At 51.7% G+C, this 20,546-nt stretch carries 16 protein-coding genes; 10 read left to right on the top strand and 6 right to left on the bottom strand.

Translation table 11 applies throughout. The features are described 5' to 3' along the window. Positions 1-469: 469 nt before the first annotated feature. Both ACWAU0_RS19710 and ACWAU0_RS19705 read right to left on the bottom strand, forming a co-directional pair. Positions 470-1,297, bottom strand: coding sequence for an MOSC domain-containing protein (locus tag ACWAU0_RS19710; protein ID WP_458137649.1), 828 nt, complete (start codon positions 1,295-1,297; stop codon positions 470-472). A 12-nt stretch (positions 1,298-1,309) separates the two neighbouring features. Then, a complete protein-coding gene (locus ACWAU0_RS19705; RefSeq protein WP_101053327.1) occupies positions 1,310-1,699 on the bottom strand; it encodes a PilZ domain-containing protein in 390 nt (129 codons plus the stop codon). Between the two features lie 138 nt (positions 1,700-1,837). Between ACWAU0_RS19705 and pedA1 the strand changes: the two genes are divergently transcribed. From pedA1 to ACWAU0_RS19685, 4 genes are all read left to right on the top strand, one after another. Next, positions 1,838-3,061 (top strand): lanthanide ABC transporter ABC transporter substrate-binding protein PedA1, encoded by a 1,224-nt coding sequence (pedA1, locus tag ACWAU0_RS19700; RefSeq protein WP_458137648.1) that lies wholly within the window; start codon positions 1,838-1,840, stop codon positions 3,059-3,061. 33 nt (positions 3,062-3,094) lie between these two features. Then, entirely contained in the window at positions 3,095-5,191 is a 2,097-nt protein-coding gene (gene uvrB, locus ACWAU0_RS19695; protein WP_458137647.1) for an excinuclease ABC subunit UvrB, read from the top strand. 133 nt (positions 5,192-5,324) lie between these two features. Further along, a complete protein-coding gene (locus tag ACWAU0_RS19690; RefSeq protein ID WP_458137646.1) occupies positions 5,325-6,944 on the top strand; it encodes a putative bifunctional diguanylate cyclase/phosphodiesterase in 1,620 nt (539 codons plus the stop codon). Between the two features lie 32 nt (positions 6,945-6,976). Beyond that, complete coding sequence (locus ACWAU0_RS19685; protein WP_033158783.1) at positions 6,977-7,189, top strand: TraR/DksA C4-type zinc finger protein; 213 nt, start codon at positions 6,977-6,979, stop codon at positions 7,187-7,189. Positions 7,190-7,201: 12 nt separating this feature from the next. On the opposite strand, the gene ACWAU0_RS19680 is transcribed toward ACWAU0_RS19685, so the two are convergent. Next, on the bottom strand, positions 7,202-8,338 hold the full coding sequence (locus ACWAU0_RS19680) for a GNAT family N-acetyltransferase (protein ID WP_458137645.1): 1,137 nt from the start codon (positions 8,336-8,338) through the stop codon (positions 7,202-7,204). A gap of 51 nt (positions 8,339-8,389) precedes the next feature. On the opposite strand from ACWAU0_RS19680, the gene ACWAU0_RS19675 reads away from it, so the two are divergent. The 6 genes from ACWAU0_RS19675 (at position 8,390) to ACWAU0_RS19650 (ending at position 12,444) form a co-directional block, all read left to right on the top strand. Beyond that, positions 8,390-8,992 (top strand): DUF938 domain-containing protein, encoded by a 603-nt coding sequence (locus tag ACWAU0_RS19675; protein WP_458137644.1) that lies wholly within the window; start codon positions 8,390-8,392, stop codon positions 8,990-8,992. Between the two features lie 88 nt (positions 8,993-9,080). Next, positions 9,081-9,671, top strand: coding sequence for a LemA family protein (locus ACWAU0_RS19670; RefSeq protein WP_458137643.1), 591 nt, complete (start codon positions 9,081-9,083; stop codon positions 9,669-9,671). Between the two features lies 1 nt (position 9,672). Beyond that, positions 9,673-10,533: a TPM domain-containing protein gene (locus tag ACWAU0_RS19665; RefSeq protein ID WP_458137642.1), complete on the top strand. Its 861-nt coding sequence runs from the start codon at positions 9,673-9,675 to the stop codon at positions 10,531-10,533. 103 nt (positions 10,534-10,636) lie between these two features. After that, on the top strand, positions 10,637-11,386 hold the full coding sequence (locus tag ACWAU0_RS19660) for an IS5 family transposase (protein WP_445366335.1): 750 nt from the start codon (positions 10,637-10,639) through the stop codon (positions 11,384-11,386). A 52-nt stretch (positions 11,387-11,438) separates the two neighbouring features. Continuing rightward, entirely contained in the window at positions 11,439-11,891 is a 453-nt protein-coding gene (locus ACWAU0_RS19655; RefSeq protein ID WP_458137641.1) for a TPM domain-containing protein, read from the top strand. Between the two features lie 124 nt (positions 11,892-12,015). Beyond that, positions 12,016-12,444, top strand: coding sequence for an Hsp20/alpha crystallin family protein (locus ACWAU0_RS19650; RefSeq protein WP_458137640.1), 429 nt, complete (start codon positions 12,016-12,018; stop codon positions 12,442-12,444). Between the two features lie 166 nt (positions 12,445-12,610). Here ACWAU0_RS19650 and ACWAU0_RS19645 read toward each other — a convergent pair whose 3' ends face one another. The 3 genes from ACWAU0_RS19645 to ACWAU0_RS19635 all read right to left on the bottom strand — a co-directional run bounded on the left by ACWAU0_RS19645 (position 12,611) and on the right by ACWAU0_RS19635 (position 20,539). Beyond that, on the bottom strand, positions 12,611-13,138 hold the full coding sequence (locus ACWAU0_RS19645; RefSeq protein WP_458137639.1) for a DUF4184 family protein: 528 nt from the start codon (positions 13,136-13,138) through the stop codon (positions 12,611-12,613). A gap of 79 nt (positions 13,139-13,217) precedes the next feature. Continuing rightward, positions 13,218-14,957, bottom strand: a complete 1,740-nt coding sequence (locus tag ACWAU0_RS19640) for a sulfite reductase subunit alpha (RefSeq protein WP_458137638.1) — start codon at positions 14,955-14,957, stop codon at positions 13,218-13,220. A gap of 98 nt (positions 14,958-15,055) precedes the next feature. Continuing rightward, the gene (locus tag ACWAU0_RS19635; RefSeq protein WP_458137637.1) at positions 15,056-20,539 is read right to left on the bottom strand and encodes a glutamate synthase-related protein; all 5,484 of its coding nucleotides are present in this window, start codon (positions 20,537-20,539) and stop codon (positions 15,056-15,058) included. Positions 20,540-20,546 lie beyond the last annotated feature (7 nt).

The raw sequence follows: 20,546 nt of genomic DNA, 5'->3' as shown, positions 1-20,546 counted from the left end.
TCAAAAAATTGTATTACGGGAATTAATAGCCAATTCTTATGCCAGTTATTAGTTTTGTGCGGGAAAATAATTTATCTTTATGTTTTTAAAGATATTTTATGGCTGTGCTTGGTAGGAGGAGTCAGCATGCATAATTGGTGTGGAAGCGTTTTGGCACGATATGTCGCATGAAGTACGAAATATCGTTTTTATTTCGAGGTGGGGTTTGATTTATTGCTTAGCTCGATAGAGCGGGTAATTGAAAGTAGGCTTTTTAGCTTAGAAATACCCATTACTAAATAAGCAGAGGAAGGCTTTGTCAAACTGATGTGAAACTGCAAAAGCCCCGATTAGCCAAGCGAACAGCTTCGACAAACAAGTAAACAAAGCATCTACATGGGAAGCACCCAAATGCGCGGATACCACCATTGACGGCGTGACTGGCGAACCGGCAATCGCCGGACGAGGAGTAATGAAAGTGCGGGATTTTCTAAGTTAGGGATAGCGGAGGCTGCGGTTCGCCGATTTCATGGATCAGCACGGTCTGGCCGACTGCCAAGCTGCCGGGTTTATCGTGCAAGGCGTTTTGCCCAAAATAGACTTTGTTTTGCCATTTGCGCAGACGATTCAGCGTCGTCAACGGCTCTTTGCCGGTTGCGGCGGTGAGCGGGTCTATGGTGGGCACCGAGCAGCGCGAGCAGGGTTTGGGCAATCTAAAACCAATATCGTTGATGCTAAGCCGTCGCCAAGTGTCTTCGGCGTAGCTGTCGCAATCGCTGACGACCAGATTTGGCCGAAAGCGAATCATGTCAATTGCCAACGGCATGGCTTGGTTGAGAGCGTTTAAGGAATTTTCCGACACAATCAAAAACGGAAAGCCGTCGGAAAACGACGTTTGATCGCTTTCTAAAGCATAGTTAGGATCGACCTGACGAATATCGTCATCACTTTGGTAGACCAGCCGGCACTCGGTTTGTAAAAAATCGCTCAGCCAGGCATCGGCAACAGCGCCACAGGTTTTGGCGACACAAACGTCGTGCCAGACTACCACTTCAATGTCGTCGCCGTCTTCCGATTGCAAAGGCAGTGTTAGGTCCGCTTGATTGGGCGCCGACAAAATTAACTGTTGATCTGCAATGCGGGTTTGAATCAAGGCCATTTTGGGTAAGTGGCGCTGGCTGAGGAACTGTCTATCGCCGTCTATCAGCATCCATTTTCGGTCGTACAGCAAGCCTTTGTGGTCGACCGGCCAGTGTTCTACGCGAATGCCGGCCAGCGATTTGACCGGGTATATATAAATTTCACTGAGTATTGGCATATTGTTTTGCGCTTAGCTGAATAGCAGATCGGTTTGGGTGTGCAGTAAATGCTCTGCCAAATGTTTTTCAATGTTGTCGAACTTGATGCCGTAACGGCCGTTTTCCCGGTCGCAATGGACAACAAGTGCGGGTATATCGAAACGCTTGCCGTCGGCGAACAATAAATACAGGAATATCCGCTGATTCTTGCCGAGTTTTTTTTCGCTGAATATCGCCGCGCCGCGGCTACTCACATCCCGTAACACGACCGGAAACAGGCGTGGAAACCAGATACTTTTGACTTTGACGGCAGCACGGATGTCGTTGCGTCGATAACGAACCGCACTGCGTTTGTTAGACCATGAGCTATCAATCGTGACCTCTTGATCGAGAAAATCTAAAGAGAAATCTGGCTCAGACATGGCAAGCGCGGCAAATGTAAAGGTGGCTAAGTATTGATGTTAAACCGTTAAAATTCAATAGAGCGTGACGATTATTGACCAAGCCCAGCCAAAGCGAATCCGTTAAAATAGGGCTTTTATATCGTTCCGAACCGGATTATGAAAAAAATAGCGATTGTTTCATTTTGTTATTGTTGGCTCGCCGCGTTGCCTATCAGCAGCGCTATTGCCGCGCCTGCCAAGAAAGCCGCACCCGCCAAACCGCAGATCAGCAAACCCGCCGAGCCTGCCAAGCAGATAGTCAAAATCGGCTATTTTAGTCAGGAAAGAGCCGCCCCGGCTGCCTTATCCAATCTTGATCCGTTTATCCAGAACAAAGGCCAGATCGGCGCCGAATTGGCGATTGCCGATAACAATACCACCGGGCAATTTACCGGCCAGCACTACGAGTTAAAGCAGGTTGTAGTGCCGGTGGGCGGCGATTTGCAGCAGGCCTTCAATCAATTAGGCGAGGATGTTGGTTTGGTGGTGTTGAACGTGCAGCCAGACCAATTAAACAAGCTCGCCGATTTGCCGGCGGCGAAAAACAAATTGCTGTTCGATGCTTCTACCAGCGACGACGAGTTGCGCAACACGGATTGCCGGCATCAGGTTTTGCACCTCTTACCCAGCCGAGCCATGCGTGCCGATGCGCTGGCGCAATATATGTTAAAGAAGCGCTGGCAAAACTGGTTTTTGGTGATAGGTCCCACGCCGGAAGACAAGTTATACGCAGCGGCCATTAAACGCGCGGCCAAGAAGTTTGGTATCAAACTGGTCGCGGAAAAAGCCTGGACCAACGATTACGACGCCCGCCGTAGCGCGCAATCCGACGTGCCGGTGTTCACGCAAGTGGACGATTACGACGTGTTGGTTGTGGCCGACGAACAAGGCTTGTTCGGCGAATATCTGGATTACCGGACCTGGAAACCGCGTCCCGTGATCGGCACGCAGGGTTTGGTTGCCACTGCCTGGCACAGAACCCACGAACAATGGGGCGCGGTGCAATTGCAAAATCGCTTCAAGGACACCGCCGGCCGCTGGATGGAAGAACAAGATTACGCGGCTTATCTGGCGGTGCGGGCGATAGGCGAGGCCAGCGTCCGTAGCAAGTCCAATCAAACCCAAGCCATCAAGGATTATATCTTCTCCGAAGCGTTTGCGTTGCAGGGTTACAAAGGCGTGCCCCTGTCGTTCCGCCCTTGGGACGGTCAATTGCGGCAACCGGTATTATTGGCCGCACCGCGTTCTTTGGTTAGCGTAGCGCCGGTCGAAGGATTTTTGCATCCGAAGACCGAGCTGGATACCTTGGGTCACGACCAGCCGGAAACGGCTTGTAAATAAGCCGGTGTTGAACCAAATTTCAGAGGGTAGGGCATGAGCGATAAACGGCGCATGGAGATTAGCCAGTCGGCGATCACGGGTGTTCTGGGCGTGGAAGAAGCGCGGCCGCAAAAAAAAGGGCCGGCGCATAAACCGTTCAAAATACAAAGCCGCTATCAACCGGCTGGCGACCAGCCCACCGCCATCGCGGCGCTGGTGGAAGGCATCAACGACGGTGAATTGCATCAAACCTTGCTGGGCGTGACCGGCTCCGGCAAGACCTTTACCGTCGCCAACGTAATCCAGCAAACCCAGCGGCCGGCGATGATCATGGCGCCCAACAAAACCTTGGCGGCCCAGCTGTACGGCGAAATGAAGGAGTTTTTTCCGGAAAACAGCGTCGAGTATTTTGTCTCTTATTACGACTACTACCAGCCCGAGGCTTACATTCCTGCCTCCGATACCTTCATCGACAAGGACGCCTCGCTGAACGAACACATCGAACAAATGCGGCTGTCGGCTACCAAAGCTTTGCTCGAACGGCGCGATACCATCGTGGTGGCTACGGTTTCGGCAATTTACGGCTTGGGGGAACCCGAATCTTATTTCCAGATGGTCTTGCATTTGGTGCGCGGCGATATGATCAAGCAACGCGACATACTGCGGCGCTTGGCGGAAATGCAATATACCCGCAACGACACCGAACTGCGCCGCGCTACATATCGGGTGCGCGGCGAGGTGATCGACGTATTTCCGGCCGAATCGGAAGAACAAGCCCTGCGTATCGAGTTGTTTGACGACGAGATCGAAAGGTTGTCGATGTTCGACCCACTAACCGGTGAAGTCACGCAGCGTCTGGCTCGCTTTACGCTTTATCCAAAAAGCCATTACGTCACGCCGCGCGACCAATTACTCAGCGCGGTCGAAAAGATCAAAATCGAATTGGCCGAGCGTCTGGAGCAATTGCGCGATAATCACAAATTGGTGGAAGCGCAACGGCTGGAGCAGCGCACGCTGTTCGACATCGAAATGATCATGGAAGTGGGCTACTGCTCCGGCATCGAGAACTATTCCCGGCATTTGTCCAATCGCGCAGACGGTGAATCGCCGCCGACCATGTTCGATTATTTACCCAAGGATGCCTTGGTGATCATCGACGAAAGCCATGTCACGGTACCGCAGATTGGCGCGATGTATAAAGGCGACCGCTCGCGCAAGGAAACCTTGGTGGAATATGGCTTTAGATTACCTTCAGCCCTGGATAACCGGCCATTGCGCTTCGAAGAGTTCGAACAAATCTGCGGCCAGCGTATCTATGTTTCCGCCACGCCCAGTACTTACGAGAAAGAACATTCCGGCGCGGTGGTGGAGCAGGTAGTGCGCCCGACCGGCTTAGTCGATCCCATCGTCGAAGTGCGCCCGGCGACTAGCCAAGTCGATGATCTGTTATCGGAAATCACCAAACGCACCGCCGTGCAGGAGCGGGTGCTGGTCACCACCCTGACCAAACGCATGTCGGAAGATTTGACCGATTACCTGATGGAACACGGCGTCAAGGTGCGTTATCTGCATTCGGACATCGAAACGGTGGAGCGGGTGGAGATTATCCGCGACTTACGGCTAGGCGTGTTCGACGTGCTAGTCGGGATCAACTTGCTACGGGAGGGTTTAGATATACCGGAAGTCTCGCTAGTAGCGATTTTGGATGCGGATAAGGAAGGTTTCCTGCGTTCGCTGACCTCGTTAATCCAAACCATAGGCCGTGCCGCGCGCAATGCCAATGGCAAGGTAATCCTTTACGGGGACAAGATTACTCGTTCGATGCAACTGGCTATCGACGAAACCGAGCGCCGCCGCGATAAGCAGGAAGCGTTCAATAAAGAGCACCATATCCAGCCTAAAACCATATTCAAATCGGTTACCGATATTTTGGAGTTATCGATACCCGGTTCCGGCGGTTCCATTTCCAACGCCAGAGCGAAAGTCGCCGAACCGGCCGGCAATTACAAGGCTATGACGCCCAAACAAGCCGCCAAGGCCTTGAAGCAACTGGAAGAAAAAATGTATCAGCACGCCAAAAACCTGGAATTTGAAGATGCGGCGCGGATCAGGGATCAGATTAAATTGCTGCAAGCCGAGATGGTGGTTTAAGAGGCTTAGGTTTGTAATTAACGTTTTGGCTAACTATATTTAGTGAATTTTGTCGAGGTTCCCAGCTTGCAAAGCTTGGTCGGCAGAAGCTAAACAACGATAGCGAATTCATGAAACAGACGCCGAGAAACAGATGATACCCGCCAAAAACATACTGAACGAAAATGTTCGCGTGCTGAAAAGCGAGGTATCTAAAACCACTTATCAAGGTGTGGGTATTGCGATTGCCAGCATTCTCAGTGCATTGTTGGCCTTGAGTTATTACTACGTCGGCGAAATCTCTTTAAATGGCGTCATCAAAGCACAAACCGAAAATTACGGTCTGTGGATGCTTGAAGCACTGCCGTTTATTTTCGGATTTTGGGGCCAATATTCCAGCTCAGTCATCGCTTATCAAGCTGGGGCGATGATTTTGGACCAGACCCAGGAACTGCGCTCTCGCGCCGAATCATTAGAAAAACAAGTCAGTTATTCCACCACCCACGATTCGGTAACGGACCTACCTAACCGGGTATTGTTCTACGACCGGGTGGAGCAAGCGATGTTAGCCGCCGGCAATCAAAACAAAATGCTGTCTATCTTGTTGGTGGAAGTCGCCAATTTTAAGGAAGTTTACGACACACTGGGTCGTAACAGCAGCGACTTGATTTTGAAACAGATAGCCACGCGCCTGCAAAGCGTGGTGTTGGGTACTGATAGTGTCGCCCGTATCGACGGCAATATTTTCAGCGTGTTGTTGTCGGCGGTGGATAACGAAACTGCTGGCCTGACATTGGCCAAAAATATCCAGGCGGCCCTGGATCCGGCCTTTAAAGTCGAGCGTCTGAGTCTGGTAATCCACAGTAATATCGGCATCGTAAATTTTCCCGAGCATGGCGACGATGTGGATACTTTAGTGCAAAAAGCCGGCGTGGCATTATTCGTAGCCGGCCAATCGCACGAAGGCTACACCACTTACGCGCCGTCTCACGACGATCACAGCCCGCGCCGTTTAACGCTGATGAGCGAGCTGCGCCAGGCTATCGAAAAAGAGCAATTACATGTTTATTACCAACCCAAGGTGTCGGTGCAAACCGGGCAAGTTTACGGTGCGGAAGCCTTAGTACGTTGGCAACACCCTAAGCATGGCTTTATCGCGCCGGATGAATTTATACCCATGGCCGAAAGAACCCGGGTGATCAAGCATTTGACTGCCTGGATGCTGAAACAATCGTTCAAGCACTGCGCGGAATGGCGCAAGCGCGGTTGGGAACTGATTATCTCCGTCAATCTGTCCGCCAAGGATTTACACGATCCTGAGCTGCCGGATGTGATGGCCGGTGTGGCGGCGGCAGCCAATATCAAACCCGGCTGGATGATGCTGGAGATTACCGAGAGCTCCATCATGACCGATCCGGAGCGGGCCATGGAAGTGATTCAGCGCCTGAATGAAATGGGCTACAAATTGTCTATCGACGACTTTGGTACGGGTTATTCGTCACTGGCTTACTTAAAACGCATGCCGTTAACGGAATTAAAAATCGATAAATCCTTTGTTGTCGATTTGTTGCACAGCGAAAACGATGCAGTCATCGTTAAAGCCACCATCAACTTGGCGCACAACTTAGGATTGCAGGTGACTGCCGAAGGTGTGGAAACTCAGGAAATCATCGAAAAACTCAGCACTTACCGGTGCGACTTGGCGCAGGGTTACTTGTTCAGCAAGCCGATGCCGTTCGAGGCTTTTGGTGCGTGGGTGGAAGCCCATCGTTAAAGCAAAATTATGCAGATTCAGGAGCAGCAGTAATGTCCACAGCCTGGGCGGGTGGTACCGATGCCATTCTGGAAAGAATGGACAAGATGACCGAGCTGTTCGTCGCCGAGACACGTAAAGCTATCTATACGGGCGAATCGGCCAGCCATTGCCAGGAATGTGGGGAGCCGATTCCGGAAGCACGGCGTCAGGCGATTGCCTGCCAGTATTGTTTACCTTGTCAAACCGAGCTGGAAAAAAGCTGACGCAGCACTGTTTTATTGGGCGCGTTTAAACGGCAGGTATTTCGCCGCGTCTTGTTTGTAATGCCCAATCGCCTGTTTTTCCCGGGCTACAAATTGCGCCACGGCCTTGGCAAAACCGGCATCCTTTAACCAATGCGTGGAGTAGGTAGTGACCGGCTCGAAGCCGCGGGAGATTTTGTGCTCGCCTTGCGCGCCGGAATCAAAACGCGCCAAGCCGTGTTCTATACAGTAGTCCAAGCCCTGGTAATAGCAGGCTTCGAAATGCAGGGCGTTGTATTCCGCATCGCATCCCCAATATCGGCCGTACAAGGTATCCGCGCCGATAAAACTCAAGGCCGCGCCGACGTACACATCGTCTTTCATTGCCAGAACCAGCAATAATTGCTCAGGCATGGTTCGCGCAATTTGTTTGAAAAACGCTAGATTGAGATAAGGTTCGGAACTGCGTTTTAAGTAGGTCAGTGCGTAAAAGCGGAAAAATACCTGCCATTGGATCTCGGTAACCTCCGTCCCTGGAACACGCAATAGCTCAATACCTTGCTCCGCTACCCGGCGTCGTTCACGCTTAATCATCTTGCGTTTATCGGCGCTTAGGGTTTGTAAAAAATATGAAAATGTCAGGTAGTTTCGATTAAACCACTGAAACTGCACGCCCTCGCGGACGCTTAAACCTAAAGATTTCAGCAGTTCAAGCTGGGAAGGGTTGGGAAATAAACAATGCCAGGAAGAAATGCCGTGTCGTTCGGCGAGTTGTTGGATAAAACTGAATAACAAAGCGCAGATTGCCGTTTGGTCTGCATCCGCTGCGAATAGCAGTCGCTGTCCCTGGCAAGGGGTAAACGGGATCGCGCTGATTAATTTCGGGTAATAGGCCAAGCCATGCTGCTGGTAAGCTTGAGCCCATTGCTGATCGAACACATACTCGCCCCAGGAATGGGTTTTCAAATACAGCGGCAATGCCGCCAACAATTTCTGATTGTCGAAAACCAATAAATGTGCGGCTTCCCAGCCGGTCTGCGGGCAAACGGCGGCGCTTTGTTCCAGTGCGGATAAAAACTCATGGCTTAGAAATGGGTAATCCGGTCCGCACAGCCGATTCCAATCCGCAGCGTCGATTTGCGCCATGCTGGCGATTTGTTTTACTTCCATTTTTAATCTTAGTAGAGTTAAAGCCCCCAACATACCATCAAATCATCGCCCATGACGACAGAGAAGCCGTTTTCTCAAGCTTGCGAGAACAACAAGGAACCGATTTTACAGATTCTCAAAACGGTTTTTGACCAACCGATGACAGTGTGGGAAATCGGCAGCGGCACCGGCCAACATGCCTGCCATTTTGCCGGGAACCTGCCGCATCTGACCTGGCAGCCTACCGATAGGCCGGAGAATCTGCCGGGGATCCATTTATGGCGGAACGAGGCGCAACTGGCGAATCTACTGCCGCCGCTAAGCTTGGATGTGGGGGATTTGCAGTGGCCGTGCGCGCAAATCGATGCGGTATTTACCGCGAATACTTTGCACATTATGAGCAGCGAAGAAGTAGGGCTGTTATTCAAGCGGCTAGCGAACTATTTGAGTGCCGAGGCGACGATGTGTATCTACGGCCCGTTTAATTACGCCGGTGCATATACCAGCGAAAGCAACGCCCGTTTCGACCTATGGTTGAAAGAACGGGATGCGCGCAGCGGTATCAAGGATTTCGAGGCGATCATGGCCTTGGCCGAACACATCGGTTTGACCTTACAGGCCGACCACGCCATGCCGGCCAATAACCGGCTATTAGTGTTGCGCAAGCGGGCATAGGGATCAAAGTCTGACGTTTGGCGTGACTTAAGTGCCTGCGTGTTATTCTGCTGCCACAATTAAAGTTTTTCTATTCACGGAGTGGACGATGCAAAAAATAGTAACGGTTTTTCTTTTAATCGTGATCTTGATGCTGCCCGGTTGCGGTTACAACACCTTTCAAACACAAGACGAACAAATCAATGCCGGTTGGGCGGAAGTGCTGAATCAATATCAGCGCCGCGCGGATTTGGTACCGAATCTGGTGAACACGGTGAAAGGCTACGCAGGACATGAAAAGGACGTATTGGAAGCCGTGACGGCTTCGCGCGCCAAAGTGGGCAGCATGCAAGTGACGCCGGAATTGGTGAACGACGAACAGGCTTTTGCCAAATTTCAAGCGGCGCAGGGCGAATTGAGCTCTGCTTTGTCGCGCTTGATGGTGGTATCTGAAAATTATCCGCAACTGAAGGCTGACGCCAATTTCCGCGATCTGCAAGCGCAATTGGAAGGTACCGAAAACCGTATCACCGTGGCACGCAATCGTTATATCGCCGCGATCAAGGAGTACAACATCACCGTGCGCTCGTTTCCCAGCAATCTGACTGCGATGCTGTTTGGCTACAAAACCAAGCCATCGTTTACCGTTGAAAATGAGAAAGCCATTTCGACTGCACCAGTGGTTGATTTTGGTAAATAAGATGCGGAAGACAGCTGGCTTTTCAGGGTTTTGGGTCGCCCGATTCCTGGCGGTTTGTCTGTTTGCGGCGGCCGTAAATGCCGAGCAAGTAGTGCCCAATCTTGAACAGCGTGTCACCGATATGACCGCTACCTTATCCACACAGCAAAGAACCGAGCTGGAACAACGCTTACAGGCGTTTGAACAACAAAAAGGCAGCCAGATTGCGGTATTGATCGTTGCCACTACCCAGCCGGAAGACATTGCGCAATATGCTATTCGCGTGGTCGAACAATGGCTTCTGGGCCGCAAGGGGGTCGATGACGGCATATTGATGTTGCTGGCCAAGGACGACCGCGCCACGCGCATCGAAGTGGGTTACGGCTTGGAGGGTGTGGTGCCGGACGTATTGGCTAAGCGGATTATTGACGACGTCATGATTCCGTATTTTCGGCAGGGCGACTATGCGGAAGGTATTAATGCCGGCGTGGATAGCCTGATCGGAATATTTGATGGTGTGCCACTGCCTGCCCCTCAAGCTTCGTTTGTCGATGGGCGGGTGCAACGCTTGCTGCCCCTCTTGGTGTTTCTAGCGGTGGCCGGCGCTTGGATTTTACGGACTCTGTTTGGAAGCTTTCTCGGCGGGATAATCAACGGCAGCGTGGTTGGTATTATCGCTTGGCTATTGAACGCGGGTTGGCTGGTTGTATGTCTTGCGGCATTGTTTGCGTTCATGGTTTCGCTTAGCAATGGCAGGCGTGCGTTTCGCGGCCGGCAAAACGACAATTTTTACGACGATGACGATTTTGGCGGCGGGTCGGGAGGCGGATTCTCCGGCGGAGGCGGCGGTTTTGGCGGCGGCGGTGCGTCGGGGAGATGGTAGACCATGCAAGTGATTAGGGGCTGTTGCCATTTTGAAACGATAGCCTTGAAATCGAACGGCTCTGCCTCATTGATTGATTTTTCAATCAGAAGACAAGTGAGCTATGCCGCGACAAATGTTTACGGATGCATACTGGAATAAATTCAAAGCCATCCTGTTAAGCCTGGGGATTTATGACAAGCCTTCGCTCAGGCAAACGGTAGAAGGGATTTTTTATCGCATGCGAGTCGGCTGCCCCTGGCGAGACCTGCCTGCCACGTTTGGTAAGTGGAATGCAGTCTACAAACGGTTTAATGCGTGGTCACTGCAAGAAAAACTGATGGGCATCTTTCGAGGCCTGGTTGTGGCACCGGATTTGGAATGGACCTTTATTGACGGCAGTATCGTGAAAGCGCATCAGCATAGTAGTGGTGCGGCTCATGAACAGGATGCCGCGATTGGGAAATCCGTTGCGGGTCACACCACGAAAATCCATATGGCCGTTGATGCCTGTGGGCTGCCTATTCATTTCTCGATCACCGGTGGTGAAGTCCATGACTGCAAAGAAGCGCCGGAATTAGTGGCTAAACTGCCTTTGGCTGACTACACGGTCGCTGACAAAGGCTATGACAGTGAACCTCTACGGATTCAAATTCGCGAGAAAGGGAGTGTCCCTATCATTCCTAGAAAACAAAATTCAATCGTCGGGAATGACGGAATGGATTGGTGCCTCTACCAATATCGCCACCTCGTTGAAAATGTCTTTGCGCGATTGAAACATTTCAGAGCCATCGCAACGCGATATGACAAATTGAAACGCAATTTTGAAGGCGTTGTCGCTTTGGCCTGCGCTTTCATTTGGCTACCCATGTAAAACGGCAACAGCCCCTAGATTCCTAAAGCATATTTTTAGTGGTCCCTGGCGTGTGCGTCTGGCGTTTTCCAAGCGCAGTTTGCAAGCTATCGAAGCGGCAATCACTGAAAGCGAAACATCACACTTGGGTGAAATTCGTTTTGTGGTGGAAAGTGCGCTGGAGATAGGCGAGTTATTGCAGGGTGTTACGCCGAGACAACGCGCGCTTGAGGTATTTTCACAATGCCGAATCTGGGATACGGAACACAATACCGGCGTGCTGATTTATTTGCTGTTTGCTGATCGTGATGTAGAGATTGTCGCTGATCGCGGTATACATGCCAGAGTTGGCGAAGCGGTTTGGGCCCGGATTTGCAAACAGATGGAAGCGCAGTTTAGGGCAGGTCGATTCGAATTAGGCGTGATTGAGGGGATTGCCCAAATCACCGCGCAATTGCAAAAGCATTTTCCGGCGTTAAATAAAGAAAATCCCAACGAAATAGCTAACACGCCGCTAGTTCTTTAAGCCATTTTTTTGCAGCGATTGTCTGTTGTTTTTTAAGTGTCTTTCTCTTGAATTTCTTGTGGTCTAACACCATATTGATATAGAACCATTCAGGTTTTTACATGCAACAAAGAGGAGAATCGACATGAGTAACTTAAGCCCATTTGTTAGTCGCGGTCTGTTTGACGAACTGTTTCGCGATGTTAATCCCGGTTATTACATTAAACCGCTGCACGGTGACGGTTTGCCGGTGCAAATCAAAGTGGATGTGAAGGAAAATCCAGCCGAGTTTATCGTCCAAGCCGAAATTCCGGGCGCTGGTAAAGAGAACATCCATGTGGATATCGATGGCAACGTGGTTGCCATCCGCGCGCAAATCAGCCAGTTGGATACCGAAAATAAAGACGATAAATTGCTGCGTAGTGAGCGCTATTTCGGTGAAGTGTCGCGCAGCTTTCAACTATCCGCCGAGATTGACGAGGAAGCCAGCAAAGCCCGTTACGAGAACGGCATATTGACGCTGAATCTAGCGAAGAAGCTGAAAAAAAGCGGACAGCGGATGACTATCGATTAAGTGCTGCTAAGGGCCTCCCAGCCCTTAGATACTAATACCCCTGAGCCTTCGAAGGCTAGGCCGATTCTGGCCTCGATAGGCTCAGGGAGAACGGAATGTCTGTCTGGGACGTCATCGTTCGTGCTTCATCTGCACCAAGATAAAACGGATACGGGATGACTGATGATCAAACGTCGATGGACCACTTGCGCCAGGCCCAAACCAGAAATATAGTAAAAACCCCGAAAACGCCAAAAAACACGCAAAGAACGTGCAGGAAGCCAAGTGGTAAAAAACCCAACAGTCCGTTGTTACTACTGAATGGTGCAAACGGCTGCATGTCCGCATGCATCATGCTGTCCAAAAACACATGAGAAAACGTGCCGATAAACGCACCAGTAATCGCGGGTATCCATGCAATGTCGGTTCGGATTCTTAGCCAGCGCAGAGTTTTTGAGCCAAGCCCGGCATTCCAAAACCTTAATAGGAAAACACAAATTGGTTTGCCTACCAGTGCGGAAAAACCGCCGATACAGATGGCGCCAAGGTAGGTGTGAGTCGCGCCGTGTAAAATCATATCGCCGCGAACCATGCGCACCAATGGTTCTATGTCCATCATCACCTGTGCGAATCCAAACACTGTCAAGCTGAAATATTTGCCGAAAACTGCTTTGATTGCCGTGCCGGGTCCCATGTGAAAAGGCGTGAAAGGCATGGGGCTTCAGAGGATTGCGATGGGAGAAAACTTACGGGTACGTCGAGACGCAGATGTACCCGTAAATATCAATGCCGGATCAATAAACGTCTCTGACGTAGCGTTTGTCTTTTTTCAATTGGTTGACATACTCAACCGCCTCGACCAAAGTTTTCTTGCCATGCTCGCGAATCACATCGTGCAGGGCTTGATCGACGTCTTTGGCCATCCGGTAAGCGTCGCCGCACACGAAGAAGTAACCGCCTTGTTCCAGCCAGGCATACAGTTCGGCACCATGCTCTTTCATGCGATCCTGCACATAAATTTTTTCCGCCTGGTCGCGTGAGAACGCTAAATCCAGCTTGGTCAGCAAGCCGCTGGATTGCATCGCTTCGATTTCCTCACGGTAGATAAAATCGGTCGAAGCGTTGCGGTCGCCGAAAAACAGCCAGTTTTTACCAGAGGCCTTGCGGAATTCGCGCTCTTGCAGGAAGGCGCGGAACGGCGCGATACCGGTGCCGGGTCCAACCATAATCATGGGCAGGCTATCATCGGCCGGCACGCGGAAGTTGTTGTTGGGGGTGAAGAATATCCGTATATCGGTTTCTTCATTCACCAAATCCGCCAGATAAGTGGAGCAAACGCCTTTGTGTTGGCGGCCATGCGCGTCGTAGCGCACGCTGGCGACTGTCAGATGCACGCTGTCCGGATGTTTCTTGCCGCTGGAGGAGATGGAGTAAGCGCGATGTTGCAACGGTTTTAATAAACGCAAAAATTCGGCGGCCGAAAATTCCACGCCGGGGAATTGCAACAGTAGATCGAGTATGTCGCGGCCCCACAGGTAATCGGACAGTTTTTCCTTGTCGCCGGACAGCAATAATGCGTTTAACTCTTGATCGCCGGAACGGCTGGCGATCTCTTCAATCAGTTCTTTGCTGGGTAATTTGATCTCGAAATGTGTGCGTAAGGCATCCGACAGCTTCATTAATTCGCCATTGACCGGTTCATCCTCCGCGCCAGTGCAGCCGATGGCTTTGACGATTTGCGCGACCAGATCCGGGCAGTTAGTCGGGATCACGCACAATGCGTCGCCGGCTTCGTAACTGAGGCCGGAGCCGTTGATAGAAATTTCGTAATGCCGAGTTTCTTTCGACGAATCCAATGCCGTGACAATGCGGTTGACGCGCATTTTGGCTGGGAATGGGTTTTTGCGGTTGTAAACCGATTTGGCAGTTTGGGTTTCGGTATCGACTACCGCAACGGTGCTGGCGCCTTCCGCCATCAACGGAATCACTTCGCTGAGCCATTTTTCCGCTGGGGCTTCAAAATCCACATCGCAGTCGACGCGGTCAAACACGCGCTTGGCACCCAGAGCTGCCAGTTTATTATCCCAGTCTATTCCAGCCTGACAGAACAAGTCGTAACTGGTATCTCCCAGGGCCAATACCGAATAATTGACGTTGTCCAGGTGCGGCGCGGCATCACTATTGGCCGCTTCCCAAAGCATTTCGGCGTTGTCCGGCATAGCGCCTTCGCCGTATGTGCTGGTAATGATTAGCAAGTATTGCATTTGCGGCAATTGGCCGATTTCAACTTCATCCATGCTTTTGACGACCGGTTGCAAGCCATGTTTTTTGGCTGCATTGGCGGCGTCGTTAGCCAGCGACTCGGAGTTGCCGGTCTGAGTACCATAAAGAATGTGCAAGGTGCGGGCGTTCGCTTGATTGACACTACCGGCGCTTTGCAACATATGGCTGTGCATGCCGGCGAAAAAACCGCCAAGCCAGGCGCGTTGAGTATCACTAAAAGGGGCGTTTTGCGGGATAAAAGGTGCTTTCATTTCATTACCATCTGTGGACAGGTGTCAGGTTGTCCAGTCACTGTATTTGGTTCTTGCCAAGTGGCGCGCGAAGGGTGCATGAAGCACCCTCCCTCAGCTCAGGCAGACTCGCTTTCCAGCATGTCTTTCACAATAGACAGGCTTTCCAAGCTCGCCAGATTTTTATCGATAGACGGCAGGCCGGCCAACGCTAAACGGTTGAATCTATCTTGTTCGATGATCCAGGCCGTGGAGCCTATCGAGTAAATGCTTTGCACGTCGCGCAGCATCAGCGTGGTTTTGTAGTCGTTCAGGCGTTTTTCCGCCATCAACGAGGCTAACTGACCATCATCGTATTGGCTGTAAGCTTCGCGGATATTTTTAATCAGCGCATCTTGCAGCTTGCGCGGACGTTCCATCACGAGTTTGTAGGCATGCTTATCAACTAAGGCTTCAGTAGCCGGTTGGCCGGCTTTAGTTAACTGATCGCGGGCAATTTGCTGGGCTTTATCGATCACCGCATAGCTGTTGATCAATTTCAAGGTCAGATCGGTGTCGGTTTCGCCGTAACCGGGAATGGCGCCATCGAACAATGGTGTATTGTGTTTGTAAGCCTGTTTGATTTGCTCGATTTGTTTTTGCGCAAATGCCACCGACAGCTCTTCGATCATCGCTTTGCGATCCAGCGCTTTGCTTAGGTATTCCGCCGTTTGCGTGCGATTTAACCAGAGCGGCAAGGCAAATTTGAAGTGCCGACGCTCGTTGGCCCAATTAGCCAGGATAGCCTTGGCTTTTTCCGAGTCGGTATGTTCAACATGTTGTTCCAGCATGTACAAAATAAATTGCTCATGGCTGCTTGCTAGGTCGTTGTCATCGGTCAAACTGTGTATGGATACCGAGGTATCGTCATACAGATCATTTAAACGATTGTCTGGATCGTATTGGTAGGCGTTGCCGCCAGACATGCCGGTGCAGAAGCCTTTACCAAAGCCGCCCAGATTCAATACCGCGCCGTTAATCATGTATTCGCAGGCAAAATCACCGACGCCTTCGACAACCGCCATCGCGCCGGAGTTACGCACGGCAAACCGGTCGCCGGCTTCGCCATTGATAAAGGTTTTGCCGCCGGAAGCGCCGAACAGCGCGAAGTTACCGATCAACACGTTCTCGCCGGGTAACTGGGAGCCGCCACCGGGTGATTTAATCACGATGGTGCCGCCGCAAGCGGTTTTTCCGACACCGTCGTTGCAAGTGCCGGTGTGTTCCATGCGCATGCCGTCGTTGTTGAACGCGGCATAACTTTGGCCCGCCGAGCCATGGGTGCGAACGATAATTGTATCGTCGGCTAAATAGCGGCGACCATGTTGGTTGGTATAGATGATGTTCGATTTAGCGACTTGCTCAGGGCTGAGTTCATAAGCCAACAAGCGTTCCAGATCGACTGCGGTTTGACCGCCGACGGTTTTGTTACGGTTGTTCAGTTTGAATTCGTCGCCTTCGACAAGCACTTGCTTTTGACCTTTTTCGAACAAGGCCGATTTAACGCGGGCAAAGATCAAATCGTCGATGGCGAAATCTTTTTCCAGATAAATCGGTTTCTCAATTTTGACAACCGGTACTTCCGCCAGCAGTTTTTGCAGGTGGATTTGGCCGACCATGCTCGGATGATCGATCAAATGCAGCAACTCGGTTTTGCCGCGAATTTCCTGCAAACTGGTGTAGCCTAAGTCAGCCAGGATTTCGCGCACTTCGTGGGCCAGGTTCATAAAGAACTGTGCCAACACGCGCGGGTCGCCTTTGAATTCCTCGTGGGCAGTGGTCAAACCGGCGGGGCAGCGGATGTTGCAGTTTTTCGCCATCACGCAGCGCAGCATCATCAAGGCGGTGGTGCCGAATTCAAAGGAATCGCCACCTAAAATAGCGGATTTGACGACGTCGGCACCGTTCTGGTGGGCCGCGCTGCACCGTATAATCACTTTATCGCGCAAACCGTTGGCCGCCAGTGCTTGATGCACTTCGGCGATGCCAATTTCCGGTGAGCGGCCGGTATTTTTCAAGCTGGTCACCGCCGCCGCGCCGGTGCCGCCGGTGTTGCCGGCCACGTTAATCACATCGGCACCGGCCTTGGCGACACCGACCGCGATGGTGCCGATACCTTCCGAAGATACCAGCTTGACCACCACGCGAACGCGCGCGGCTTTGGCATCGTGGATCAATTGGCCCAGGTCTTCGATGGAATAAGTGTCGTGATGCGGTGGTGGGCTGACCAGTTCTACTTTGGGTGTGCCGCCACGTAATGCAGCGATTTCCACTGATACTTTCGGTGCAGGCAATTGGCCGCCTTCGCCGGGCTTGGCGCCTTGGCCGATTTTAATTTCAATTTCTTCCAGATTCGGATCGGCCAGATAGCCGGCCCAGACGCCGAAGCGGCCGGACGCGAACTGTTTGATTTTACTGGAGCGAATCGTGCCAAAGCGGCTGGAGTGTTCACCACCTTCGCCGGAGTTACTCATGCCGCCGGCAATGTTGGTGCCTTGCGCCACGGCTTCGTGGGCTTCGGCCAGCAGTGCGCCGTGACTCATCGCGCCGGACGCGAAAGTCGGGGTTATTTCATGGGCTGGTTGCACCTGATCCAGTGCTATCCGCGAGCGGGCAGGGCGCACGTTGCTCAAATAATGGTAAATCAGGCTGTCGCTGTCGTTCGCCCGCAGACTGATACTGTCGTTTTCCAGGTTTAAACCAAAATCGTTGCCGGCAAAACGAGCTTTCAGATGTTCTGCTAGTTGTTCCAGACGCGCTTTGCTTGAGTTCTCGGTAAACCGAATGCTGAAGACCACACCGTTGCTTTTCTCGACCTGTAAGCCGCGGATCAGGTAGTTGTTGTTACCGTGCAAATCTTGGCTGCCCAGCAGACGATCAAAATCGGCTTTGCTGTTAGCGGCGCTGACATCGGCTGGGAACTCCATCACATCGCGCAAAGCAGCGGGACGGTTCGCGCGTTCCTGAGCCAGATTGTGGGTAAAGCTGCGATAAGCCGGGGTAATGCCGAAAGCGTCGATTTGCTCGGGTGTGCGTTTCTCATAGCCAAAATCTAAATACGCCGTATCGCTGGCTTCCGGCGCTTGTTGTGGTGCTATGTACATGATCGCTTCATCGGTCATGTTGATATATTCACGCACCGCCGTATTGCCAAACGTGTGGCCGGCGCCTTCATTCCGCTCTTTGAATAATCCAAGGAATGGAATGTCGCTTTCGCTGGTTACGGATAGCGCCTTATGGTGCCATTCCGTTGCGCTGGCGGCGATGTCACTGTAGCGAACACCGCCCACCGAGGCATTGATGTTGGGGAAATACGGTTTCAGCTTTGGTTCGTCGGTATCCAGATAGTTGGATTCGAAAAACTCCCCGCCAATATAGCTTTCCGCTGTACACAAGCCGAATTTGCCCATGGTTTTCATCAGCGATTTTTCGACGCCTTTTTGAAAGCTGTACAGCGCTTTTTGCTGTGCTGCAGAATCGGCGTATTCGGTAATTACCCGGTTATGCACGCTGAGCGGGCAGATCGCGGAAGCGCCGAAGCCCAGTATGGTGGCAACGTCGTGTGGGCTGGCTGCCTGGCCGGTTTCCATGATCAACGAACTGTTAAAGCGCAGACCATGTTTGACCAGATGCTGGTTGGCCGCGGCAATGGCGAGCAGCGCCGGGAGAGCCGCCTGGGCTTTGCTGATGTTGGCATCGCTTAAAATGATAATGCCGGTATTGTCGCGCGCAGCTTGTTCGACTTGTATGCATACCGCTTGCAAGGCTTGTTCTAAAGCCAGTTCGTTTTGCACGGCGTTTTCAAAGTTTGGAGTGTATAGCGCCTCAATAGTCGCGGTTTTTACCTGGCTTTGTCTGCGAATCTGCTCCAGTTGGGTGCGTTGCAGAATCGGCGATTCGATCATCAGCTGTTTGCTGCTTTGCGGCGCAAAAGTGGGTTTGGCGCCCAGTGCCACGCGCAAAGTCATGCCGTCGCGTTCGCGCAGGGAGTCCAGCGGCGGATTGGTCACTTGCGCAAAGCGTTGGCTGAAGTAACGCGACATACCGCCTTCAGATGCGCTCAAAGCGTTCGGCGTCAGGCCGTAACCCATCGCGGAGACTTTTTCCAAGCCGGTTTGCAGGATGGGGTCCAGCAAAAATTTAAAGCTTTCCTGATTCAGCGAATAAGCTGTGTGACGTTGGTCGATATTCAGTTCATGCTCGTTACTGAGTTCCGAAAGCTCTACTTTGGGCAATTCGCTGATATGAACGCAGCTTTGTTTCAGCAGCGCTTTGTAGTCTCTTTCCTTAGCCAAACGTTCCATCACTTGATGGCTGTTGTAAGATTCACCGGTGCTATGGTCGAAATACAGCATGCCGCCAGCTTCGATGCGGCCACGTTTGAGTACTTTTTCCGGTGGAAAATCGATCTGGCCCGCTTCGGACATCACCGCCAGATACTCTGCGGTTTCGACCGAGCGCAATGGTCTTAAGCCCAGGCGGTCCAGGCGCGCACCGACGCGAATGCCGTCATTGAAGATTAACGCGGCCGGGCCGTCGTTTTTCTCTTCGTACAGGCTGAAATATTCCAGCATCGCGCGTACATCTTCCGATAGGGTGCTATCGTTTTCCCAAGCCGGTGGCATCATCGCCAAAATAGCGGTGACAATGTCCAGTTGATCTTCGTTGATGCGGCGGGTCAGGGTTTGATCCAGGCGGCCGGAATCGGATTGGCCGCAAGGAAACACCACATGTTTGTTGTTTTGCCGAGCAATAGCGTTTTCGCTCAGGCGGTTTTTCTTGTCGGTGTTCAGCTCGCCGTTGTGTGCCATATACCGAAAAGGCTGCGCCATCATCGTCGCCGGTGCGGTATTAGTGGAAAAACGGGTATGGAAAAACAGCGTACTGATTTCGTGGTCCGCGTCGTACAAATCGACAAAGTAGGGGATGACTTCAAACGAGTTCAGGCGGCCTTTGTAAACTTGGGTGCGGGAACTCATGGATAACGGGTAAAAGCCATTCAGTTCCGGGCGAGTAAAGCCATGGGCTTCAATAGTCAGCAGCGCAGATTGAATATGCCTTTCAAAAGCCTCGTGACTGGCATCTTTGAGGGATTTTGGTCGACCGAAAATGACCTGTTTGATCGGTAATTGCGCGCGCAACGCTGCGGCATTCAACACAGAACTGTCAACCGGCACTTCCCGCCATTTGATAATCGGTAGATCGAATTCCAGAAATTGTTCTTCGACCAGTTTTTGTGCTTCGGAATCGTAATGCGCGTGATCTTCCGGGAAGAAAAAGTTGGCTACGCCAAATTGCCCCAGTTCCAGGTCCGCATTCCCTGTGGCCTTACGGAAAAACTTCAGAGACAAATCGATATTAACGCCGGCGCCGTCGCCTATACCTTCCGCGCTCATGCCGCCGCGATGAGGAATAGTACACAAGGCTTCGTGTGACTTGACTAGGAGCTCGTGAGTCTGTTTGCTGTCTTTGCGGGTGATAAATCCAACACCGCAGCTGTCCTGGGAAAGATCAGCGTCGTAAAGCATGTGTATTGCGTTAATTTTCTGGGCGTTTTTAATCATTGCTATC

Source organism: Methylomonas sp. Uni0009 (assembly GCF_054188105.3).
The sequence above is the reverse complement of the archived record's forward strand: the minus strand, read 5'-3'. Positions and strand labels throughout refer to the sequence as shown.